Annotated in this window: 16 protein-coding genes; 5 read left to right on the top strand and 11 right to left on the bottom strand. The window is 63.1% G+C overall.

Going from position 1 to position 24,197, the window contains the following annotated elements; genetic code table 11:
* Nucleotides 1-5: 5 nt before the first annotated feature.
* The 4 genes from N4264_RS21530 to N4264_RS21515 all read right to left on the bottom strand — a co-directional run bounded on the left by N4264_RS21530 (nt 6) and on the right by N4264_RS21515 (nt 3,834).
* Entirely contained in the window at nt 6-797 is a 792-nt protein-coding gene (locus N4264_RS21530; protein WP_261694275.1) for a Fic family protein, read from the bottom strand.
* A gap of 286 nt (nt 798-1,083) precedes the next feature.
* Nucleotides 1,084-2,010, bottom strand: a complete 927-nt coding sequence (locus N4264_RS21525; protein ID WP_261694274.1) for a hypothetical protein — start codon at nt 2,008-2,010, stop codon at nt 1,084-1,086.
* A gap of 75 nt (nt 2,011-2,085) precedes the next feature.
* Nucleotides 2,086-2,499 (bottom strand): hypothetical protein, encoded by a 414-nt coding sequence (locus tag N4264_RS21520; RefSeq protein ID WP_261694273.1) that lies wholly within the window; start codon nt 2,497-2,499, stop codon nt 2,086-2,088.
* A 1,011-nt stretch (nt 2,500-3,510) separates the two neighbouring features.
* Complete coding sequence (locus N4264_RS21515; RefSeq protein ID WP_261694272.1) at nt 3,511-3,834, bottom strand: hypothetical protein; 324 nt, start codon at nt 3,832-3,834, stop codon at nt 3,511-3,513.
* 1,338 nt (nt 3,835-5,172) lie between these two features.
* Here N4264_RS21515 and N4264_RS21510 point away from each other — a divergent pair.
* Nucleotides 5,173-10,140 carry an RHS repeat-associated core domain-containing protein gene (locus N4264_RS21510; RefSeq protein ID WP_261694271.1) on the top strand — a complete coding sequence of 1,656 codons (4,968 nt, stop codon included), beginning with the start codon at nt 5,173-5,175 and terminating at the stop codon, nt 10,138-10,140.
* 249 nt (nt 10,141-10,389) lie between these two features.
* Here N4264_RS21510 and N4264_RS21505 read toward each other — a convergent pair whose 3' ends face one another.
* From N4264_RS21505 to fusA, 4 genes are all read right to left on the bottom strand, one after another.
* Entirely contained in the window at nt 10,390-11,829 is a 1,440-nt protein-coding gene (locus N4264_RS21505; RefSeq protein WP_261694270.1) for a hypothetical protein, read from the bottom strand.
* Between the two features lie 137 nt (nt 11,830-11,966).
* Nucleotides 11,967-12,113: a DUF3096 domain-containing protein gene (locus tag N4264_RS21500; RefSeq protein ID WP_261694269.1), complete on the bottom strand. Its 147-nt coding sequence runs from the start codon at nt 12,111-12,113 to the stop codon at nt 11,967-11,969.
* Nucleotides 12,114-12,173: 60 nt separating this feature from the next.
* Nucleotides 12,174-14,099 carry a WD40/YVTN/BNR-like repeat-containing protein gene (locus tag N4264_RS21495; RefSeq protein WP_261694268.1) on the bottom strand — a complete coding sequence of 642 codons (1,926 nt, stop codon included), beginning with the start codon at nt 14,097-14,099 and terminating at the stop codon, nt 12,174-12,176.
* Nucleotides 14,100-14,343: 244 nt separating this feature from the next.
* Nucleotides 14,344-16,386: an elongation factor G gene (gene fusA, locus N4264_RS21490; RefSeq protein ID WP_261694267.1), complete on the bottom strand. Its 2,043-nt coding sequence runs from the start codon at nt 16,384-16,386 to the stop codon at nt 14,344-14,346.
* Nucleotides 16,387-16,628: 242 nt separating this feature from the next.
* On the opposite strand from fusA, the gene N4264_RS21485 reads away from it, so the two are divergent.
* From N4264_RS21485 to N4264_RS21470, 4 genes are all read left to right on the top strand, one after another.
* Nucleotides 16,629-17,330 (top strand): alpha/beta hydrolase, encoded by a 702-nt coding sequence (locus N4264_RS21485; RefSeq protein WP_261694266.1) that lies wholly within the window; start codon nt 16,629-16,631, stop codon nt 17,328-17,330.
* A gap of 135 nt (nt 17,331-17,465) precedes the next feature.
* Nucleotides 17,466-18,035 (top strand): glycine zipper 2TM domain-containing protein, encoded by a 570-nt coding sequence (locus tag N4264_RS21480; protein ID WP_261694265.1) that lies wholly within the window; start codon nt 17,466-17,468, stop codon nt 18,033-18,035.
* A gap of 214 nt (nt 18,036-18,249) precedes the next feature.
* Nucleotides 18,250-19,107, top strand: a complete 858-nt coding sequence (locus N4264_RS21475) for a hypothetical protein (RefSeq protein ID WP_261694264.1) — start codon at nt 18,250-18,252, stop codon at nt 19,105-19,107.
* A 67-nt stretch (nt 19,108-19,174) separates the two neighbouring features.
* The gene (locus tag N4264_RS21470) at nt 19,175-19,972 is read left to right on the top strand and encodes a hypothetical protein (protein ID WP_261694263.1); all 798 of its coding nucleotides are present in this window, start codon (nt 19,175-19,177) and stop codon (nt 19,970-19,972) included.
* A gap of 32 nt (nt 19,973-20,004) precedes the next feature.
* Here N4264_RS21470 and N4264_RS21465 read toward each other — a convergent pair whose 3' ends face one another.
* From N4264_RS21465 to N4264_RS21455, 3 genes are read right to left on the bottom strand one after another with little or no spacing between them, the layout of a single operon-like run.
* Nucleotides 20,005-22,254: a xanthine dehydrogenase family protein molybdopterin-binding subunit gene (locus tag N4264_RS21465; protein ID WP_261694262.1), complete on the bottom strand. Its 2,250-nt coding sequence runs from the start codon at nt 22,252-22,254 to the stop codon at nt 20,005-20,007.
* Nucleotides 22,251-22,781, bottom strand: coding sequence for a (2Fe-2S)-binding protein (locus N4264_RS21460; protein WP_261694261.1), 531 nt, complete (start codon nt 22,779-22,781; stop codon nt 22,251-22,253). Before N4264_RS21460 ends, N4264_RS21465 begins: the two co-directional genes overlap by 4 nt.
* A gap of 52 nt (nt 22,782-22,833) precedes the next feature.
* On the bottom strand, nt 22,834-24,168 hold the full coding sequence (locus N4264_RS21455; protein ID WP_261694260.1) for an APC family permease: 1,335 nt from the start codon (nt 24,166-24,168) through the stop codon (nt 22,834-22,836).
* Nucleotides 24,169-24,197: the final 29 nt, after the last annotated feature.

Below are 24,197 nucleotides of genomic sequence, written 5' to 3'. Positions count from 1 at the left end.
CCACACTAGCTTTGCGAAGCGAGAATCCGAGCGGTATCCGTACGGAGCGAGTTCATGAGATCGACCCTGGTCCGATTTATGGGAGGACAGGTAAGCTCATTCGACGCCCCGGTAATCCACCCCGCTGACCGAAGCTGCTGCTCGCGACACGCCAAAATCTTACTCGACCAGTTGAGGCGCTTCCCGATTGAATGCAGATGGATTGCGGCAGCGCTGCACAGATGAGTCAGCAGTTGCCCGGCGCCGGGGCCGACCACCGTCATCAGTTCACTTTGCAGTCGTTGCTCGTGCTGGACGGCGATACCGACGAATCCCGCAGCCCATGCTGCGAGCCTGTGCCACAGATCAAGGTAGATTTGAATGTCACCGTCGCGCACTGCATCGAAATGGCGCGTCATGGCGACGCGATTCAGTGTCAACGCAATGGCAACTGCAAGTGCCTCGGACTGGTCATGCGCGCCGTGTCCGGCAATCGAGGCGACCAGAAGCCGCGACATGCGCCCGTTTCCATCACTGAACGGATGAATGTGGAGGAACTGGTAGTACGCGATCGCTTGCCGAAACCAGGTGGGGCTCGACGATCCGGTGAAGGTAAGCAAGTCGTGCATGAGTTCATGGAGGGCTGACGTCGGTGGCGGAATCAATTTCGCCAGCGACGGGGATGCTCCGTCCACCCACGCGATGCTATCTCGAAAGCGGGAGGGCACGCATCGGTCATTGCCCAGCAAAATGGCATGTGCGCGGCAAAGCGAGTCCGTCGTCCAGCCGTGTGCGCGGAGAAGGTCCAACGCTCGCATTGCGTTCATGCGTACGGAGGGAGCGCAACCATCACCGTCGCGCGCAACGGCCAACATCCCCGTTCCCAGCAAGTTGCACCTGCTTGCAGTGATAGCAGGCGCGTTTGGCGTGGATGATGCGATTGTCATACCTGAGACCCGGCATGGTACGAAGTAGGTCGAGATATTTCCCGAGATCGGCGTCGGTACGGACAAGCGCGACCCACGACCAAAGCCAGAGACTGTATAGGGTGCGTGGCCGCCATCACCACGACGAACGCCGTCTGCGGTATGCATAGAAGGCTCTTCAGCTCTTTACCGCCGTGATCTTCGACAGGATCTTCTGGATCAAGGCAATCTCTGCCGGAGAGAGATTCTGAGCCAGCACTTGATCCATTCCGGCGCCCCGTGGACAAATCAACCCCGGACTGAGTGCGCAGAGCTCTACCACCCACACGCTGTTTGCGTCGCAATCGCTAGTCATGCGGCAGGCGTAGTCAAGAGATACAACGTGACGGATTCGTTCCTGCTGGAATTTCGAAAGTTGCTCAACAGCTGACCAATCGTCCAGCAGAAATTGGCTACGATAAGCCCACAGAGAGCGGAGGCTCGCCTTTGCCGTCCAGGGATCCTTTGCTTGGCGTAGCGCGGACTCAAGCATTGAAATCTCTTCGGCCCGTTCGGCTTGCGTTCCACGAAGTTTCTGCGGGCCAAGAACCTGATGCGGGGCGGATTGAAGGTCCGCGTCCTGCATCAGCGCGGTAGACTGTTCGCGCAGGTAGTCCATGCCACCTCGACGAGCGAACATGGAGCACCATTCGCTTACCGCATTACTCTGATCTTCGCCCTTTTCGGCTATTCCTACGGCGACAGTGCAACCCTTGATCATTTGGTCGCGCAGTGTTTTCGCCTCACGTTGGCCCGATACACCGGGATCGGTCATCAGATCCCAAAGCTCGCTGGCGGTCATCTGTGAGAGGGTGCTCCGCCACGTCGAGATCCACCGATCCGAATCGCTGCCTGAAAGTGCCGAGATTGCCTCCGCACGTCTGTCAGCAAATTTCAGCGGCTTGGACTCGGTGGAAGGCACGGTCGATGTCGATCCAGTGACCGCGGACGCTGCCGGTGTTGCTACATCAGGAGCGACTGCTATTCTGCCATTGTGGAACACGGCGATTCCACCAACCACCGCGACTACCGCGACACCACCAAGTGCGAAGTTTCTGACCGACATTTCACGATTCCTGAATGGTTCTGTTCGTTGCGATCCGCCCGCACTACCGCCGGGCGGACCGCGCGTGGCCCTAGATTACGGCGCCCACCAGTCGAATTCCTGGCGACACATGGATTTTACGGGATAGGGCGCCAGGACGGTGCCGGCGCAGAACCTGCCTCCGCAGACGTATTCCCAGCGCTCAACCATCCCGTCGGAGAGCCGTACCTCAATAAAGTCACCTTCTTCCACCTGTGGTGCCACCAGGTTGGCGCGAGCATTTGCAGCCGCAAGGCGCCATTCTTCCTGCGATGTGCAATCGTTGTCATTGTCGGCCGCGCGGGCCTTAACTTTGGTGTAATCGCCTCCGTCGTTGCTGCCACTTGAGCCACTGCCTCCGCCACTACCTACGTCATCTGGCTCATCATTGTTGCCGCCGTCGAAATTGCACCACCCTGCTGCACATGGGTCCCAGTTCGAAATGAACCCGATGACGGGTACGGCTGGCATGGGTTGACCTTGGCCGTCACCATCGTCACAACCCGTAAGGCATGACTGTGCGGTAGCGCCGCTGGCGCCGACGAGCGTAATCAGCGTGAAAACAGCGCGAATCGCCGTCCGCACAGCGCGTGAGCGGCTATTGGAAATCTCGCGCCCAACAGAGTCCATATTCTCAGTGGTGGGGTGACCTGCGTCTTGCATCGTCTTCGTTCCTTGTCCATGGTGTGAAAAACGTCCCCTGAGTAATCAGTATACAAATGGTAGTCTCAGATGCTGAGATTTGGTGTCGGTTCCGTCTTGAGTTATCTACGGGACGCTCGTCTTATGAATTGCAGTCCTGCGCGGTCGTGCTTTCGGACAGGATTGAACATGAGGAGGATCCTCGCCCATCGGAGAGACCGTGTGGCACCGTTCAAGGCGGCGTCTGCGCAGCACCGGTAGGTAGCTGAGTGGATCGAGGGGCGCAGGACTTCGCCGCAGCCGCAACGAAGAATAGGAACCGGCGCCCGCTACCCTGGCTGTCACGGCTGCACTCGTCAGCACAGCCCCGTGCCCGACAGCGCTCGCGCGATTGGCGCTGTCGGAGGGATAGCAGTCACCGGTGGTTTTCATGGCAAGCGTCACCGGAAACACCGTTCCATCGTGCGCAGCGGGTGAGTCTTCCGGAAAGACGCACCGCGCTGTTTGGATGGGTCAACCGCTCCGGTGCGGTTGACGGTGTTTCCTGTGACGTTCGCAGTGCAACATCGTGAGGCGTGGCAGTTCTCGTATCGTGGTCGCAGCCCCACCCCGGGTGAACCCTGCGGGTTAACCCGGGCTATAAAAGCAGTGCTCCCTGTAGCCTGGGTAAGCGCAGCGCACCCGGGGTGAATTACGCGACAAAAACTGAAAGTGCACAACGGTGGGCTGGGGTGAGTGCAGCGAACTCCAGCAAGGGCGCAAAATACACAGGCCGAGGTGCCATAGAGGCCCGATGTCGGGGTTCGCTGCGTTCACCGCCAACCTACAGGGAATGGCAGATCAGCGCGCCAGTCGCTGCCGTTGAAAGTCGGCATGGCTTTCCAGGGTTGTCATCGCGTCGATGAATTCGGTGAGCTGGGCGACGACGTGGCCGGCGTCGTGCATCAGGTCCGACCGACGTGGGTTGTCGCCGTTGGCGGCCGCGCGTAGCAGCTGTGCGACGGTGCGCAGGCTGGCAAGCGTGGTGTCGCGTACGTGGCGTGCGGCGCGGAGGATGCGCGGAAAGTCGTGGTGATCTTCGGCCAGCGCGGGTACGAGCACATCGTGGATGCCGTACTCGGGCGAGGTGTCGACCTGATCATCGTCATCGTGGGAATGGCTCATGCGCCGCTCCTTGATGCAGCGGGGCGGACAGGGCACGACAGCGGGGCCCGGGATTTGCGATGCAACCGCCTGCACCGGCGCGAAACCGGATGCAGGCGGCGGGTACGACTCGACGGCAAACGTTCGCGATCGGCGAACGGGCGTTCCATGCGGAGAGACATTGCGTGTCCTCGACGAGTGGGGATGACCCGTCACCGGACCCGAAACGGTGACGGACGACGCCTGGTTGGCCTACCGGATCGTTGGAACCGGCCAGCATTGCTGCTGCCAAGCGCCGCCCGCCATAAAACTGGGGGCAATAGGGCGCCCAGCCGACGACTGGGCGTGAAAAAAGCGCCGGCATCGACGGATGGGCGCTTTTGAGCGCCAACGATACCAGGAGGCCAATCCTGGGCTGCCGATTTGGCGGCAGCGAGGTGATTCTTACGAACCCAGCGCGACGGCGTCAATCCGTAGGGTGGCAGAAATTCCAGGCGGCGCGGTATGGGCGTCATAGGGTCAGCAGGCTCTGGATGCGCATCGCGCACCTCTCGGATGGCGCCGACCACGTCTGAGCGGAAAATTGGCATCGTTCACTGGCAATCACGCTTCGGCGCCTGCCGGGCAGTGGACGCCCGCTGAAAGTCACTGGCGCGTGACCGGGCGTCACTCACGTGTGACCAAATTTCAGCCAAGGGTGCGGACGAATACTGGTCACCGCCCACTGAAATTCACCCGCCTTTGCCTGCCGCGCGGGCGGCGTTGGACGGAAATCATGCGGCGCTGAGCAAAAATCAGTGACACCACCGGGTAACTATCAGGCGGCGACGGGTGATTGCGTATCACGCGTGGGTGACTTGCACCGGCGGTCGGGTGGACTTTGAAGGGGCGGACGACTGGAGATGACGACTGCTCGGGTGATACTCGGTGAATGTCGCCTGATGCGAACCAGTTGCTGAGCGATAGCTGGTCGGCCATGTGTGGTACCCGGGCGACTGTTGCGACGTACTGGAAAGAACTGGTCGCGTTCTGCCGTGGCCGCGTGTCGGGTAGCCACCCGAACATCGGATCGATGCCCCTCCCCCGTAAAACGGTGCTGAGCCTGATCACGATCTCGCTCAGAACGACCACGCGACACTAACTGCACGCTAGAACTGCGAGCTACGACCGATTTCGGTGCGCTGCGTGATCACTTTGGGTGGGCAAATCCGCATTCCCGGTCTGGAAGGGCGCGCCACCGCAGTTGAGGGGGAGCGAACAAGGGCCGGCGCATGCGCCTGACGCCTGTGAGGCGCGGGACACCATGGTGGGCCGAACCGGCGTGATTGTCGTATCGATTCTGCAGAGAGGTATCTGGAAATGGCACCACACATATTTCGTGGCAGGCATGCCGCTGGCGGGCGGTGGCTGCTGTCACTGTTCCTCCTTGTCGGGGGCGTAGTGAACGCGGCGCATCAATGCCCCGCCTATCAAACACCGCCGTGCCCGCCGGACCAGCGCTGTAGCGCCCTTCTGTTCTCACCGTGGAAGAGCGAGTGCGTCTACCCGTCGAACTTTCCGCAGCCAAATCCTCACGATCTTCGGCACGCGTGCCACATCAACAAGTTCTGGTTCAATGACGCAGCGATGGCTGCGCAAAATGGTACAGATCTGGCGGTCAAGTTCTGCTCGACCGACTTCAACATGGACAAGCCGTGGAAAACCGATAGCGACAGCGACTGCATCTACGGAAAACCTATTGCCGAGCGCCGGATTCCTGTCGAAGGAACGACCTACTACGCGTTCACCGGAAGCGCGCGCAACGAGGGCAAATGCAACCCTCCGGAGCCGTGGGGACTGAACAAGTGGCAGCATACCCGGTTCATTTTCTGTCCGCCTGGTTCGTTCGAGGAGCGAGGTCTGTGCGTCAAGCGATGGTTCAACGAGAAGGGGCGGACGAACTGCACGACGCGGCGCGGCCAACCCGTCGATGCGCTTGTTGGCAACAAGCGGCTGGTCGAGATCGATTGGCAGGATAGCTCGTCATCCGGCGCGCTCACCTTGCAGCGTACCTACAACAGCTTCGGTCCGAATTACGGTGCCGGTGACTGGCCTGTCGGCCACGCATGGCGTCACAACTTCGAAAGTTACGTCATCGACTCTGGCGACGGCGCCTATCGAACGGTGCTCGCCTACCGACCCGATGGCTATCTTTCGATATTCGGAGACTTCTCCGGTGGAAAGAGCACACTCATTGATGAGCAATTGACACTCACCGTTCTCGGCGGAACGCCAGCGAGCGGCTATGAAATCGTTGATCAAAGCGGTCGCGTCGAAACTTACAACGACGTCGGCCGGCTGGTTAGTGTCAAGGATCGTAGTCAGCGCGGCACTACGCTGACATACGATGCCAATGGACGTCTGTCGGCAGTACAGGACACCAGCGGCCGCAAGCTTGTATTCAACTATGCGTCCTCGGCATCGCCGACTATCGCCTCAGTCACGCTTCCTAATGGGGAAGCCATTCAGTACACGATCGACACGCCGGACAGCTACGGTCGAGGGGTGCTGCGACTGGTGTCGTATCCGGACGCGGCGACACGCGAGTACCGCTACAGAACGGATACCGGCGAGATCCTTCTGGAGCGGGTGCTGCGGAATGGCGTCGACTATACCGCCTACGAATACAACCAGATGCAGAACTTCGGTGGTGTAACCCTGCGTAGCCTGGCGACGAAGTCCTATCTGGTCGGCAACAAGAACGACCCGGCGGACGATATCGCATACACATTCGCGTATACGCTGAATGAAACTCGGACGGCGACCGTTGTTACTCATCCGAAGCTCACTACTGAGACCATCCAAGGCGTTGTGAGGAACGGAAAGGTCGTGCTTTCCGAGGCTACGTTGGGATGCACCGGCTGCAGTGGAACTACGACGAAATCCACCGTCTACGACCAAAACGGTCTGGCTGACCTGACCACTGACGGTCGGGGCTACACGACCGACCGTGACTACAACAGCCGTGGACTCGAAATCGTCAGGAAAGAAGCCGTACAAGCTGCTACGGCGTCCAGCGGGTGCCCGGTCGGCACCACCGTTGGCCCGGCTATGGCGGATTGCGAGAAGAAGACCTGCACCAGTGACCAGCCATTCCCCGGCGCCAGGCATGCGGACCATCTCGGAATTTCCGCGAAATATTTCAGCTGCCCATCTCCGGCAAATCGTCCGGCGGTCGCGCCAGCCCGCACGACGCGAACGGAGTGGCATCCGACATTTGCAAAGCCCGTACAGCGCACTGTTGAGAACAGCCAGGGCGTCATCGAACAGGTCACCCGCTGGACCTACAATGCGCGCGAACAAGTCACTGCACGATGCCATGTAGATGCGACCAGTTCGGCAGCTATGGCGTTTGCGTGCGATTCCGCCTCCGCCGCACCGCTCGGAGTTCGCCGGTGGACTTACACCTACTGTGAATCGGCGGATGTCGCGAACGCTTCCGTCGAATGTCCGGTGCTCGGGAATCTGAAGTCGGTAAACGGGCCGCGCCTGCCGACCGAAGAGGGTATGAACGGGATCGATGACATAGAGACGTTCCGCTACTTCACGGTGTCCGACGAGTCGGGTTGCGGAAATTTCGCCGGTCCCTGTCATCGCGTTGGCGACCTGCGTAAACACGTCAACGCATTAGGGCACGTTACAGAACGGATTGCCTACACGCGTGACGGACAGGTCGCGCGCATGAAAGATGCCAATGGCAGCTTCACCGACTTCGCTTACGACCAGCGAGGGCGAATGATTCGGCGCTATGTGCGCGCATTGGGTACAGGCAATATTGGGCTTGCCGACGCAACGACCAGGCTTGAATACGATACGCACGGAAATGTGACCAAGGTGACGTTGCCGGATGGCGTTTTCAACACATACGTTTACGATTCGGCTGGACGCTTGACCGACGTGATCGATAGCGGGGGCAATCGCGTGCACTACACTCTGGACAAGTCCGGCAAGCGTGTGGGCGAAGGCATCTACGATTCCAGCTACAACCCGAATTCGCCCTCCACCGGGCTCAAGTTTGCAATGGCACGTACATACGATTCGCTGGATCGTTTGACTGCCCAGCTCAACGCGTTTTCCGTGCCGGTCTTTGAGAGCCCTGGCTACGATGGAAACGGCAACCTGACGCGCACCAAAGACGCCTTCGGCGTGGAAACCATACAGGAATATGATGGGCTAAACCGCCTCACCAGTATGCTGCGTGACGCTACTGGTACGGATCCGGAAACACGACAGTCAAGAACGACCTACGTGTACAACACGGCAGGTAGAGTCAAGTCGGTGACTGATCCAGATAGTCTTTCCACGACGTACACGTTTGACAGCCTTGGGAACCAGACCGCACTGGATAGTCCAGATACGGGGCACGCTGACTATGTCTACGACAGGGCAGGAAATCGCACACGCCTGACGGATAATCGGGGCATTACCGCCGCTGTGACGTTTGACAGCCTGAATCGTCGGGTCTCATTGACCTACCCGGATTCGACGCAGAATGTGGCGTTTCGCTATGACCAGTCGAATGCGGTGACAGGGTGTACGGAGTCCTATCCAATGGGGCGCCTGACTCAGGTCAGTGACGAGTCTGGTGCCACGACCTACTGCTACGACCGCCGTGGCAACATCACGCGCAAGACGCAGTATGTTGCCACGGCCGGTGGAGTTTCCGCGCCGTTGACGTCTGTTGTGTCCTACGTCTACGACAAGGCGGACCGCCTCATCCAGATTGTCTATCCCAGCGGAGCGGAAGCGACCTATTCGCGTGATGGATTGGGACGTGTCACTGGGTTGAGTTGGAGGCCGAGCCCGTCCGCCAGTTCGACTGCCGTTGTTTCGAACATCACGTATTACCCGTTTGGCCCGGTAAACGTGGTGACATATGGTAATGGACGTACTTCGACCAAGACCTACGACAACGACTACCTCATCGACAGTATCACCAGTTCCGCTGGGGCGGAAGGCTTCAATCTCGAGTTCACGACAAACGTAATGGGCGAGATTACCGCCGCGGCTGAGCTCGGAGTGGCCACGCCGGCGGAACGGCAGTACGAATACGATTCGCTGCACCGTTTGACGCTGGTGAAAGACAGGCTCGGAGTTACGCGAGAAGATTATTCGTACAACAAGACGGGCGACCGTCTGTCCAAGCTGATTGCCGGTCAGCCGGTCGAGAACTATGGGTATGCGCCTGGAACGCATCGGTTGGGCACGGTCGGTTCATCAACACGCACCTATGACGGGAGTGGCAACACACTGGCGCGGGCCGACAATCAGCTTCCGACGTTTACCTATGGCGCCAGGAATCGGCTGAATAGCGCGAAGATTCAGGAAACGGCCGGCGGCCTAGTCTGTACCGATCCGGAGACATGCAACCACCAACCTGGTTCCACGATGACGGCACTGTACTTGTACAACGCGCTCGGTCAGCGGGTCAGAAAGACAATGCGCAGCGAGTCCGGCACCAACATCGTCGACACACGACGGACGTTTGTCTTCGGCGAAAGCGGCGTATTGCTAGCGGAGTATCCGGGGTCTGGTGCGGTGGAATATTTGTACGTTGACGACGTGCCGGTAGCGGTCGCGATGAATGGTCTGGCGAGCTATTTGGAAACTGATCCATTGGGCACGCCCCGGGTTGCAATCAATCCAGGCAACAACGCCCAGCAATGGAAGTGGGACTATTTTGCGAGCGCATTCGGCGAAAATGCGGCTGTCGTTCCTCCAGGGGGCATCGACGTTTCGCTCCGGTTCCCGGGCCAGTACTTGGATGCTTCGACGGGATTGAACTACAACTACTTCCGCGACTATGAAGCTTCCACCGGACGCTATGTTGAAAGTGACCCGATTGGACTGCGCGGTGGGCTGAGTACCTATGGATATGCATTTCAGCGACCCCAGTCGCTGTTCGACAGATTCGGCTTGACCGTATACAAGTGCACGCGTCCCATGCGCGGACTACGCCAAGTCCCACACGATTTCCTCTGTGCATCTTCCGCAGTGCCGGGTTTGCAGCCGGACTGCGGAGGCCACGGGCCAAAGACGTTTTGGGACACGGCTTATGGTGAAGGTGCGGACTCCAATGAAAAATTTAGTGAAGAGCAATGTACTGCGCAACCGCAGGGACCCGGCGATTGCGAGGAGAAGTGCCTGCGGGAGATGATTACCAGGCCAAGGCCTAAATACAGCGCGACAGCAGTCGGCGTACAGAATTGTTGGGACTGGGCTGCTGATACGTACAACGATTGCAAGAGCACCTGTGGGGAAAACCCCAAGGCGTTCGACGAGAAGTAGATTCCGCCACAAAGTTTTTTGGTCAAGAATGGGCGCATTTGCGCCCATTCTATTCGGTGGAGTTTCAGCTCGTGCTAACGGCTCGCGTGGCGGCGGACAGTATCGTTGCGTTTCGCCGGCACCTTCACGCTTCCCCGGAAGCGTCGCCGCTATCCCGCGATTGCCGGAGTGGAGGAGGTTCGGCGGTTACGCGATTCGCAGAATGAGAGGCGTTGATTCGACGTTCTGAGTGATGCGACCGGCCGAACCTCACAAACACGCCGCCGTCTCCTCCACATCCCCCACACACAGAAGCTGCGCCGGTTCCATATCGAGCGTTTGTGGAAGCCCCTGTGAAATATCCGCCGCATACGCCGGTGCTCCCGGATAGGGTGTTCGCGCCATCAGGTGCCACCCGCGACGCGTGAGTTCGCGCTGGGTCTGCATCGAGGCTTCGCCGGTGAGCAGCAGCGTTTTGTTCGATTCTTTGGCGAATTGGGGGCTGTCGAAGAACGCGGCCATGTCGTCGGTCCAGCTCATCCAATCCAGCGGCAGCGGGAGGATGAGGTTGCCATCAGTACTGCGCCAGACGATGGCGGCGCCGACGACGAAGAGTTTGCCGCCGGGTTTTCCGCCGTGGTGGCGCAATAGGGTCAGTGCGTTGACGAGGTAGCGGGCTTCGAGTTCGGTGCGGGTGCCCGCGGCGATTTCGACGAGGTCGTTGCAGCCGGCGGCAGGTTTGAGGGCTTCGACGGAATCGGCGAGCGATGTGCGCAAGGTGTCGGTGAATCCGCCGCGGCGGAGGAACTGGCGAACGGCGAAATCGTCGCTGCACCAGCGGGCGAAGCGCACGCGGTTGGCTTCACGCAGGTTTTCCGGGTCGAGTTCCCACACCAGGGTGTTGAGCTGGCCGGTGACGCTGAGCACCTGCGCGGCGGCGCCGCCGATGCTGTCGAGCGCGGCGCCGGCGGAGAGGTTGCCGCCTACGGCGGCCCAGGCGAGGCGATCGAGGCGTTCGCGCAGCAGCGGGTTGCTGGAGTAGGGATCCACGCCCAGGTGCTTGGCGAGCTCGCGTCGCATCTTGCCGAAGTCGAGCTGGCGTTTGACTTCGCGGCTGACTTCCTTGCCGGCGCGTTCGTACCAGGCTTTGCCCTTCTTTTCTGATGCGTCGCCGCCGGATGCGCGTGCGGTGCCCATGGGGGCCTGCGGCTCGGAAAAGGGATCACCGCTGCTGCCGAACTCGCGCGCGGCGCGATCACTCACGGACTGGGCGCGGTTGGTCCAGCGATTTACCTGCTTGACGAAATAGCGCGCGACGCCGGCGGGCAAGCCCGTCACCGTGTCGATCGGATGGGTGGCTACCTGCCAGACGGCCTTGCCGGTTTTCTCGGCGCGATTTTTCAGCGCCTGCGAGAAGGCTTCGGTGCGGCTGGTGCGTTCGAGCGCTTCAATCGCGGGGATTTCCGCCTGGCGGATGGCAAGCAGTTCCACGCTTTCGGCCACGAGGGGGCCGAAAGCGGTGGTGATCTCGAACTGCGCCATGAAGCCGCGCACCGTGGCGGTGGGGCTGACGGTGAAGCCGGGGCCCGAGAGCAATGCCGGCTGCACGATCGCCGCGCTGTCGAGCACGGGCTCGACTTCGGCGGCGGCCGGAGCGATTCCCAGAAGCAGGATCAGGAGGTGGCGGTAAACAGGCACGACGGCAGTCACACGGCAGGCAGGCGTAACCGTCGGACGGCCACGCCACGGGGCGCGCAGTCTAGTGCGGGAAAAGGGCCGGCGAAAGCGCATGACGGGCGCGGCGGCTGGCAGGCCGCCGGAATGCTCGATCGCCGTGTGGCCGTTGTTTAGATGCGAAGGCCCGGGAACAGGCCGAGAATTCCGATGACGATCAGGTAGACCGCCACAATCAGATTCAGCATCTTCGGCCGGACCAGGATAAGGATGCCGGCAGCGAGGGCCAGGAGCGGCTGGATGGCGAAATGGATGGTCATAGATCCTCCTTGTCGGTGCCGGCGGCCGGACCCGAGGATGGGGGCCGGCCGCCAGCTGTATCAATCGGCCTCGAAGCCGTTCGTAAACACCCGATCGATCGCTTCTGCTGTACGAACCTGTGCGCCCGCATTTCGTGTGGCCGCGACGACCAGCGATCGGCCCTCATGGCAGGCGGAAACCAGCGCGTAGTGCGAACTGCTCGGTATGCCTAGGGGCTCCTCTTGCCATGTGCGGCCCTGGTCAGTGCTCCGCCACGCACGATCACCCGCCAGAGCATAAACGGTCTGCGTGTCGCAGGTGTCGAAGGTCAGTTGCGCGGAAAATCCGGGCGATGGCGTGACGATCGAACCCCGCTGCGTCCAATGGTCGCCCCCATCGCGTGAATGCCAGGTCGCAAAGTGCTGGCCGTCGTCGTCGATCTCGAGTGCCAGCAGCTGCAGATCGTTGGTGGGATGCACCGCCAGCGCCGAGACCTCGCGATCGCTCGTCGCCTGGAAGAGGGCGCCGTGTTGTTCGGCGCGCACTACGTGGTACTTGGCGACGCTTGAGTCGACGAGGCCGTAGTAGCGGATGGCGCCATTGGGGCGCGTGACGAGGTAGCGCAGGGAGACGTCGCCACCGCTGACGATCACTGGCCGCCAGTCGGTGCCGCCGTTATCGCTCCAGCTTGCCTGGAAGCCGTCTGTCAGCGCCAATTTGCGGCTGTCGGTGGCGTCGACAGTGAGGTTGTGCGGCACATTGGGTGTCGCCGCGATGCGTTGCCAGTGTGCGCCGTTGTCCTGGCTGGCATACAGGCTCGAATCCCAGACCGTTGCCAGCAGGTACGCGGGATTGGACGGTGCGCGAGCCAGTGCCGTGACCGGGACGTCTGGCAGGTTGCCGTGCGCATGCCAGGACCCGGCGCCGTCGTTGCTGCGTTGCAGGCGCCCGTCGGCGAGGACAGTGATCCGATAGGGGTTGGTGGGATCCACCAGCACGTGCGTGGTTGCCGCCAGGGGAATTCCCCGATGGGCCGACAACCAGGTACGACCGGCATCGACGGAGAGGGCGAGTCCGCCGCCGGCGCGCGCGGCAAACACATGGCCAGCCAGCTGAGCGTTGGCCGCGAGCGGCCGGACGAAGGAGTTACTGACGAGGTGCCAGCTGTTACCGTGATCGGTCGACTCATAGACATCACTGTTGTAGATGCCATTGAGCGAGATCGCCGACCACCAGAAGCGTCCGGGCGTGGTCGGATCAGCCACCAGGCCCAGTGCACTGCTGCTGCCGGATTGGGGGCGCGTGTAAGACTGGCTATTGACGACGTAGCGGCCGACTGATCCGGCAACCATCCGCCCGTGCGAGGTCAGGAGAATGTTTGGGTCGAAGGGATCGACTACGAGGTCCGTGGTTTCGGAGTAGCTGGCATTGGGGAGTGGTGTCCAATTCAGGCCGCCGTCCACGGAGCGCATCAGTCCGCCGTCCACCGCAGCGTAGAACGCATACGCGACGGCGTGATCTGCGGCGATGGCTTCCGGCCGGAAGTCCGCAGGGCTGACGACGCGGCGCCAGGATTCGCCGCCGTTCTGGGAAACCATCGGTATATCGTTGTAGCGGTTGTAGGCGATCAGGCTCTCACTACGCAGCGGGTGGATCACGACGTCCGTCGCGAAGTTGGCCTCGTGGCGGGTCCAGGTCCGTCCGAAGTCTGTGCTGCGGAAGACGTCAGAGCTCCATTGCGAGGTGGCCCAGAGACGTTCTCCGCTGTGACTGGCCGTGATGCTGGACATTTCCAGTCCGCGTGGCAGGTCGCCCAAGCGTGCCCACTGCAGGCCGCCGTCAATCGAACGATAAATGCCGTCGCCGGTAGCGGCCAGCGCGGCGTTGCCGTGGGTGACCAAGTCGAAGATATAGCCGCCGTCAGGTCCGTTTGCGGTCCAGGCGGCATGCGAGGTAGAGCTGGCCAGCAACAGCGCGGCCAGCAATGCGTTCATTCGAGTATCCATACGCGTTCCATCAGGGGGAGGGGCGGCGGATGTATACGAATCGCATTTGGAGAATGCAATCTGTGGAAAGTGGTAATTGCGGGAAGTGCGAGACCCGTCCCAATTCGGAAAGAAGGGGGCGGGGACAGGGTAGGGGGATGCGGGTTTCGCTGCGTCTGTATCAATGGAGCACCGTCAGTACGGCGCGACACAGCGGAGACAGCCTTGCCCGCCGAAGGATCGGCGGGCAAGGCGCTGGGGCAGGTCAGTCTTCTTCCACGCGCGGCTTGTAGGCGTCCATCAGTTGCTTCTGGACGTTCGGCGGCACTGCTTCGTAGTGGCTGAATTCAATGGCGTAGCGGCCACGGCCGCCGGTCATGGACTTGAGCTCGGTCTGGTAGTCGGACACTTCCGCCAGCGGCACCTGCGCCTTGATGATGATCTCGCCACCGTGGGCGGAATCAGTGCCATTGATGCGCGCCCGCTTGCTGGCCAGTGCGCCGGTCACATCACCCATGTGGTTGTCGGGAACGAACACTTCCATGTTCACGACCGGCTCGAGCAGCGTGGGACGTGCCTTGGAGATCGCGTCCAGGAACGCTTTCTTGCCGGCGGAGACGAACGCCACTTCCTTGGAATCGACCGGATGCGACTTGCCGTCGTAGACGATGACGCGCACGTCCTGCATCTGGTAGCCGGCAATGGCGCCATGCTCGAGCACCTGGCGCACGCCTTTCTCCACGGCGGGGAGGAACTGGCCGGGAATCGTGCCACCCTTGACCGCGTCGACGAACTCGAAGCCGGCTCCGCGTTCCAGCGGTTCGATGCGCAGGAATACTTCGCCGAACTGGCCGGCGCCGCCCGTCTGCTTCTTGTGACGATGATGACCTTCGGCGTTCACGCCGACGGTTTCGCGGTAGGCGATGCGTGGCGGGCGTGATTTCACCTCGACGCCGTAGCGGTCGCGCATGCGCTCGAGCGTGAGCTTGAGGTGGAGATCCGATAGGCCGCGAATGACGGTCTCGTTGAGCTCCTTGTTGTGCTCGACACGGAAGCAGGGGTCTTCCTCGCACAACTTGTGCAGCGCGGTGGCGAGCTTCTGTTCCTGGCCCTTGTGGGCGGGCTCCACGGCCAGCCCAAACATCGGGACGGGGAAATCCAGGGGTTTGAGGTGAATGTGGTCTTCGTCGTGCGAATCGTGCAGGACGGCGTCGAAGTGGATTTCCTCCACCTTGGCCACGGCGGCGATGTCACCGGGGATGGCCTGGTCGATCTCGACGTGATCCTTGCCTTTGAGCTTGAACAGGTGCCCTACCTTGAACGGCTTCTTGCCGTCGTCGATGAACAGCTGCGTGTCTTTCCGGATGGTCCCCTGGTACACGCGAAAGATACTGAGCTTGCCGACGAAGGGATCGTTGACGATCTTGAACACGTCGGCCACGACGTGCGCGGCGGGATCGGGTGCGCAGCTGATCGGCGTGGCATCGGCGCCGATGCCCTTGACGAAGGGCGGAGGATTGCCTTCGCGCGGATTGGGCGCGAGTTTCTCGATCAGTGTGAGCAGTTCCTTGACTCCGGCGCCGGTACGCGCCGAGACGAAGCAGATCGGTACCAGATGCCCTTCGCGCAGGCATTGTTCAAAGGCATCGTGCAGTTCCTGCCCGGAGAGGCCTTCTTCGCCTTCATCCAGGTAGTGACCCATGACGGTTTCGTTGATTTCGACCACCTGGTCGATGATGCGCTGGTGCGCGGCGGCGACGGGTCCAAGGTCGCTCACGCCTTCGGGCTTGAAGAAGCAGTCGATGACGCTCTTGCCATCCTGTGCAGGCAGGTTTACCGGCAGGCATTCGGGGCCGAACGTCTCGCGCAGCTGTTCGACCAGCGCGCGGCAGTTGCCGCCGTCGATCTTGTTGACGATCAGCATCCGGCACAGGCCGCGGGCGGCGGCATAGTCCATCAGGCGGTGCGTGCTGAATTCGATCCCGTTGTGGGCATTTACGACAATGGCGCAGGTTTCCACGGCAGCGAGTGCGCTGAGCGTAGGGCCGCGGAATTCGGGCCCGCCCGGCGTGTCGATGAGGTTGATATGGCAGTCGCCGGAATCGATGGAGGCGATGGCGGCGGCAATGGAGTGTTGCCGTTCCTTCTCCATCGGGTCGAAGTCTGACACCGTGGTGCCTCGATCGACGCTGCCTTGCGTCTGTATCACGCCGCCGGCTTGCAGCAGCGCTTCGAACAACGTCGTCTTGCCCGCGCTCGCGTGACCCACGAGCGCGATGTTTCGGATGCCATCGGTACTATAGGACATGACCAGACCCTCCCAGCGACTGCGTGGTTGAAGGGCCGTCATGGTCGTCCGCTCAGGTGAGCGTGCCCTTCGAGCGGCAGCTCGGGCGGGCGGTCATGGCGGGGACGCGCCGCAGGGTCGGCGCGTCTGGCATAGGGTTGCTGCTTGTCACCAAACCGTCAAGCTGCGTCGCGGGATGGTGGTCGCTGCGTGGAAAGGCTGGCGGTGGACAGGCCGCGGTGAGGTCAACGGAAATGATGTCGATGTCGGAAGGTAGAGACAGGCCAGTCGTCCTCATGATCCATGGCGCCGGTGGCGGCGGCTGGGAATGGGGCATCTGGCGACGCGTATTTGCGGCACACGGGTGGCACGTGCTGACGCCGGACTGGCAGCCCGCCGCGGGCGGGCTCGGGCATACCGTCCTTGACGACTACGTCGGGCAGATGCGGCAGATCGCCGCGCAATGGCCCGGCTTGCTGCTGGCAGGGGCCAGTCTCGGCGGATTGGTCGCTGCGCAGATTGCGCGCGGGGCCGGGGCGAGCGGGCTGGTCCTCGTCAATTCCGTGCCGCCCTGGGGTATCGAACCGCACCTGCCACCCTACGAAGGACCTGCGGACGTGGTGCCCTGGGCCAGCCGGCGGAAATTCGCCTCGACGGTGCGGGCGATGCCGGACGCCGATGCGGCCGCGCGCCTGTACGCCTACCGGCGCTGGCGGGATGAATCGGCAGCCGTATTGCGCGAGGCCCATGCGGGCGTCGAAGTCGCGCGACCCGATTGCCGTTGCCTGCTCATTGCCACAGGTGATGACAAGGATGTCCCCCACGCCACGAGTGTTTCACTGGCAGCGGCGTGGGAGTGTGATTTATACACAATGGTAAAAGGCGGCCATGTCTCGCCACTGCTCGGACACGATGCGGCCCAGGCGGCACGCCTGGCGCTGGAGTGGGCACAGCGTGGCCGGTGATCTATGCGCACAATTCACCCGCGCCAACGCCCCCTGAATGAACGCAATCTAACTATCGGAATTAACAGGGAATTCAGTCCCGCAGACCTACCGTGGTGCCACGTACGGGCAATTGACGCCCGGTTAGGAGGCGGTATGAAGAGTATTCGTAGCACCTTGGTTTTGGCGGCGGGCCTGGCGCTCGCCAGCCCGGCATTCGCCTACCAGCGCGCCGATTACTATGGTCCGCGTTACGACTGGGCGACCGTTGTGGATGTGGATCCGATCATCGAGCGTTCGCGCTATCCGGTAAGTCGGGAAGTTTGTTATGACGAACCCGTGACGCGTTACCACTCCGGTCATGTGTCGCGTCGGGATACCACAGGCCCGACTATCCTGGGTGCCGTGGTCGGCGGCGCACTGGGTAACCAGGTCGGCAAGGGCGACGGCCGCAAGGCGGCCACCATCGCCGGCGCCGTGATCGGTGGTTCGATCGGCCATGAGAGCGCCCGTCGTCGCGGTGACTACCATGAGACCCGCGGCTACTACACGCAGGACTATGAAACCCGTTGTCGTCGCCAGACGAACTATCGGGCCAATCGTGAGGTAGTGGGTTACCGCGTGACCTACCGCTACCACGGTGATATCTATCACACCACGATGGATCATCATCCGGGCAACCGACTGCGGGTTCGCGTCAACGGCAGCGTGGTTCCTGCCGAGTAAAGGGTGACACGCCGCTTCCTTCGGAAACGGCAGGCAGCTTCTCCAACAGCTGCCAGCCCGGCCTCAGGACGAGGCCGGGATCGGGACAGACGGGCACTTCGGTGCCCGTCTTTTTTTCTGGGCGCGGACAGGGCGTCACCGCGCAAGCCCCGCCCGGCTAAGCCGACATTTAGCGGACGCCGGCTAAGCTCGCCCGACTTTTTTGCGAGCGCCTATGTCCTCGAACGCCGCTGCCATTTTTCGCGAAGAGGTCGTGGCGCCGCCGGAAGATCCGGCCATTGCCGCTGCGCAGGTGTTGATCGATCGGCGCCGTGCCAGCGCCTTCCTGCCGGATACCGACCGTGCCGAGCGACGCCGCATGGCAGTTGCCGCGCTCGTCGCACTGTTGCTGCACTTGTATGCCCTGTTCTCCTGGCCGCGGCCCGAGCCGTTGCCGGACGAGCCGGTGTTGCAGGTGCGTCTGATCGAGCGGGCTGAAGTGCCCGACGCGCTGCCCGTGACGCCGCCTGCTGTGGTTCCGGAATCGGAACCGGTGATCACCGCGCCCCCGTCGGCGGCGACGTCGCGCCGCAAGGCGCCGTTGGCAGCGGCACCGTCCGCACGTCCGGCGCAGAGGCTGGAAGCCCCGACGGACGCGCCACCCCCGCCCGCCGCGCCCCTGACCCTGTATTCGCCCCAGGGTGACCTGCAGGTTTCCCTGGATGCCCCGAGGAAGTCCCTGGGCGACAAGGCCAATGTGATCGGGGAAACCGCCCCGTTCATGAAGCACGGCAACGCCTACAAGCCGCGTGAGACTGCGTTTGCGGATGCCTGGGCGCCAAGCGACGAATCGGCCGTCGAGCGTTTCGTCCGGCGCGCGACGGTGAAGAAGTCGTTTCGCACCCCCTGGGGATCCCGCATCAGTTGCGCCTGGAGCCTGGTCATTGGCGGTTGCGGATGGGGTTTCGCCCCGCCCAACCCGGAGGGGCTCAAGAAGATGCGGGTCAACCCGCCCTTCAAGCCCCGGCGGACGCCGCCGGCTGATGAGGAAACCCCCTGGGAGCCGGCGCCCTGGGAGCACAAGCCCGAGTGAGTAACGCGTTTCTAATACCCGACGCGGAGCGCGCCGTTAAACTGGGCGCGCCTATGTGCCCGTTTCCATGAACACTGCTCCGCCCGTCCACCGCGACCCCGCGTCGCCTGCGCCTTCGGCGACGCCCCCGCGTCCCGTTCCGCCGCGGATCGATCCGGCGCGTGCGGCGGCACAGGTGCTGCCGTTGCGGCGTGCCCTGCTGCACGAGGTGCGGTGGCGTCGGCCAGCCTATGACCGGCGCATCATCGGCATCGCCATTGTCATTGTCGTGGTGGTGCACCTGCTGCTGGCCTACCTGATGCAGCAGTTCATGCGACCCCGCTTCGAACCGGAGTCACGCGCCGGCGTGGTGAGTGTTTCGCTGATCGAATGGAGCGAGCCGCCGCCGAGCATTGCGCCGCCACTGGTCCACGAGATGCCGCCGCTGTCGGTGACGGCGCCGCAGCAAGGGCAGGCGGCCAATGCACCCGCACCGCCGCGGCAGGAACGCAGCGCGCGCCAGGCCGCTGCCGCCGGCGCCGTGGCACCCGGGGTGGAAGCCATCGTCGAGACGCCGGTGCTGACAACGCGCCTGTACAACGCCGACGGAAGCCTGCGCGTCGCGCCGCCGGCCGAGGAATCGGCCAAGCCGATGGACCCCTTGAGCCAGGGCCTGGCCGCCGCGAAGGAGCTGCGCCAGCGCGGCCATAACGTGGTGCGGTGCAAATCCACCCGTTTCGCCAAGGCCTACACCCCCGACGAGAGTGTCGGCGAAGGTATCGCTCGGAAATATCTGTCGCATGTCGGGCTCTACAACCCGCACACGGCACAGGAGGCGGCGGTGCGGGCGTCGGAGGCCAGTGCCAGCTGCGACTGGCAGGATTGATCGGCGCGCCGGCGAGGACGCGCCGGAAGCTTTCACAGCAGCCGCTTGAGCTCGGCCAGCAACGGCAGCTTGCGGATGCGCACCGTGGTGGCGGCATAGATCGCATTGGCCAATGCCGGCGCCACGGTGGGAATACCCATTTCCCCGGCGCCGCTCGGGTCATGCTCTGAAGGCACCACGATGACTTCGACCTCGGCCGGCATCTGCGCCATGCGGCCGATGGGATAGTCGGCAAAACTCGACTGCTGCACCTGTCCGTCCTTCACCGTGATGGCCAGGTTCAGTGCCGTGGAAATGCCGTCGATGGTGCCGCCCATCATCATGGCGTCGACACCGAGCGGGTTCACTACGCGGCCGACGTCTGCCACGCAGATGGCACGATGGATGCGCAGTTCGCCGCCTTCGACCGACACTTCGAACGCATGCGCCACGTAGCCGCCAAAGGTGAAGTGGCAGGCAATGCCTACACCGCGTCCATCGGTGCGTTTGCGCTTCCAGTCGATGGCATCGGCACAACGGCGCAGCACGTCGGCCAGGCGACCGGTGTTGAACTGCGGACCACCGTGACCGGAGTAGGGCAGGTCACGCGCTTCGCCCAGGAGCTTCAGGCGAAGGTCCACCGCATCCTGGCGTGTGTCCACGGCCAGTTCGTCGAGGAAACATTGCACCGCGAATGCGCCGAAGGCATGCACCGGCGCGCGCCACCAGCCGCGCGGCAGGCCCGATTCCAGTGCGAAGAACCGGCGTTCAAAATGAGGCATCAGGCCGGCAGGGAAATCGTCGGCTTCCAGGCACCCGATATGCGCGGGCTCGTCGGCCAGGTCTTTTGCGCGATAGTTGACGGGCGTGGCGGCGCAGTGGTGCTTGAAGGTGGTGAGCTGTCCCTTCCGGTCGAAGGTGGCAGCCAGCTTGTGCAGGCCGTAGGGGCGATAGAAATCGTGCCGTAGATCGTCGTCGCGCGACCACATCAGCTTGACCGGCTTGCCGGCCTTACGCGCCACCATGACAGCTTCTGCCACGTAGTCGTTCTTGAGACGACGGCCGAAACCGCCGCCGGCGCGGGTCATGCGGATCTCGATGTTCTCGCGGTTGATGCCGGTCAGGTCGCTGATGACGACCGAGGCGCCGCTGGGGTCCTGCAGCGAACCGATGAAGAGCGCGCGTTCGCCTTCCAGCTTGACCAGTGCGTGCGGCGGCTCCATCGTGGCATGGGCCAGGAAGGGCACTTGGTAGGTTGCGGAAAGGTTCCTTTTTGCGCCTTTTGCTGCTTTGGGGATGTCGCCATCGGCGCGGATGGCATTGCCTTCGCCCTTCATCGCCTCCTCGGCGGCAGCTTCCAGACGGGCGCTGGACTCCTCGGCCCAGGGGCCTTGTTTCCATTCGATCTTGAGCGCGTTACGTCCCTTGAGCGCGGCCCAGGTGTTGCGTGCCAGTACGACGACGCCTGCCGCTAGATTGGTCGTCAGCGCCGAGCCGGGAACCGGGCCATCGATGGTGAAGACATCTTCCACACCCTCGATGGCGCGTGCCGCGCTGTCATCGACCTTGCCGACCGTCCCGTCCAGGTACGGGCACCGGGCGATCACGGCCGTGAGTGCGCCGCCGGCATAGCTATCGATTCCGAAGCGGGTCTGGCCGGTGACGATCGCGTGGGCGTCGACCGTCCGTACGGGTTTGCCGATCACCCGGAACTGGTCCGGCGACTTGGTCGGCACCGCTTCCGAGGGCGGCAGGATCGCGGCCGCCTTTTCCACCAGTTCGGCGTAGGGAATGCGGCTGCCGTCCGGATGCACCACGTGGCCGGCCTCGGTGGTCAGGCGCTCGCGGGGCAGCTGCCACTGCTGGGCGGCGGCTTCCATCAGCAGCCAGCGCGCCACGGCGCCGGCCTGGCGGAGGTCTTTCCAGCCGGTCGGAATGCTGGTGCTGCCGCCGGCGCCCTGCGGCCCATAGCGGTTGCGCGGGCCGTCCGGGCCAAGTTCGTAGCCGTAGGGCAGCTGTTCCACGCGGATGCGGGTCCAGTCGGCGTCGAGTTCCTCGGCGATCAGCATGGGGAGCGAGGTGATGACGCCCTGACCGATCTCGCAGCCGCGTGCACCGATGACGATGCGGTTGTTGCGCTCGATCCGCACGAAGGCGCCCAGCGAGGTGAGTGCATCGCCCAGCAATTCCGGGGGCACGGCGGCCGTTGCGGCGGCCCGGGCCGGGCCCACGCCGACGACCAGCGCGCCGGTGGCCGACAGCATCACCGTCAGAAACTGGCGGCGCGACAGGCCGGCCGTCACGGCTTCACCTCGCCCAGGCGTTGCGCGGCGCGCTTGATCGCCTTGCGGATGCGCGGATAGGTGCCGCAGCGGCACAGGTTGGTCAGCTGCGCGATATCCGCATCGGTCGGCTGGGGTTTGCGCTTGAGCAGGTCGACCGCGGCCATGATCTGACCGGCCTGGCAGTAGCCGCACTGGGCGACGTCTTCATCGATCCAGGCCTGCTGGACGATGTGCAGATCGTCGGCGCTGGCCAGGCCTTCGATCGTCGTAATGGACTGTCCCGCCGCCGCACTGACCGGCAACAGGCAGGCGCGCTGCGCCTTGCCATCCACGTGCACGGTGCAGGCGCCGCACTGGCCGACGCCACAGCCGTACTTCGTGCCGGTCAGGTGCAAGACGTCGCGCAGGTACCACAGGAGCGGCATGTCCGGCGCACCCTTGTGGCGGTAGGTCTCGCCGTTGATGGTCAGCTCGAGCGTTCCCGACGGGGCTGTCGGGGTGCCTGGCGCGGGCGGCTTGGCGCCTTTGGAGGGGGTGTCGGGCATGAAATTCTCCGCATTGCAGATGCGGATTGTCGCAGCAGGGGCGCCAGATGGGCTAGCCGGTGCTGCCCGGGGTGGCCCCGTCGCGGTTGCCGAAGCGTTGCCAGGCAAAATAGACCGGTACGCCGGCCGCGATCAGGCCCAGGCCGACCAAGGTTTCCCAGGGCTTGGCGATGGCGCTGGAGATCACCACGAAAGCCACCGCACCGATGAAGAACAGCGGCAGGAACGGATAGAGAGGGGACCGGAACACCGGTTCGGACCCTTCGTGCCGGCGGTAGTAGAACAGGGCGGCTGCCACCATGGCGCTGCCGATCCAGTCGCCGACGGTGGAAAAGTCGAGCAACTGGCCATAGCCGCCGACGTAGGCGAGCACGGCCGCCCAGCCGGCCAGGATGAACAGCGCCACGTCGGGCGACCGGTAACGCGGTTCGATCCGGGCGACCGCGCGGAAGAAGACGCCGTCCGCCCCCATCACCTGGAACACGCGCGCGCCGCCGAGAATGGCAATGTTGCAGAAGCCAAAGGTGGAAATGGCAATGCCCGCGGAGATGACCGTTTCGCCACCTGGGCCGAAGGCGCGCCGCATCAGTTCTGCAGCCGGCGCGGTGCTCGCGGCCAGGCCCGCATGCCCGAGCACATGCAGGTAGGCGTAGTTCGCCAGCAGGTAGCAACCGGTGCACACAATCATGCCGAACACCAGCGCCCGCGGGATGTTGCGCTGCGGCTCGCGGATCTCGCCGGCGATGTTGTTGATGTAGAACCAGCCGCTGTAGGCAAAAAGCACCGGTAGCAGGGCGCTGCCCAGGCTCATCGGCGCGGCCGGTGCGATGACGGCTTCCGGCGGCGCGCCGCCGGCAAAGAACAGGCCGGCTGCCACGACCGCCGCCACGGCCAGCAGCTTGAGCAGAGTCAGGATGTTCTGAACGATCGCGCCGGCGCGGATGCCGAAATAGTTGATGCCGGCCAGCAGCACGATCGCGCTGACGGCAACGGGCTTGGTCCATGCGGCGCCCAGGCCCGCCATGCGACAGGCGTATGCGGCAAATGTGGTCGCCACCGCGGCGATGGATCCGGAGTAGTTCACCAGCAGCATGATCCAGCCGAACAGGAAGGCGACCAGCGGGCTGTAGGCTTCGCGCAGGTACACATAGCCACCACCCGCCTGGGGACGCCGCGCGCCCAGTTCGGCGTAGATGAAGGCGCCGGCCAGGGCGAACAGTCCGCCCAGGGCCCAGACCAGCAGGGTCGTGCCGCTGCCGGGCGTGCGCTGCGCCACAATGGAGGGATTGAGAAAAATCCCGCTGCCAATGATGCCGCCGACGACGACCATCGTCGCGTCGAGCACCCCCAGACGCCGTGCATAGCCTACGTTCTGTGCCTGGCTCATCGTGCCCCTCCGTGATCGGGCGAGAATGG

The organism is Tahibacter amnicola, from assembly GCF_025398735.1.
Lineage (GTDB): Bacteria > Pseudomonadota > Gammaproteobacteria > Xanthomonadales > Rhodanobacteraceae > Tahibacter > Tahibacter amnicola.
Note: the sequence above shows the minus strand (reverse complement) of the source record. Positions and strands in the feature narration are given on the sequence as shown.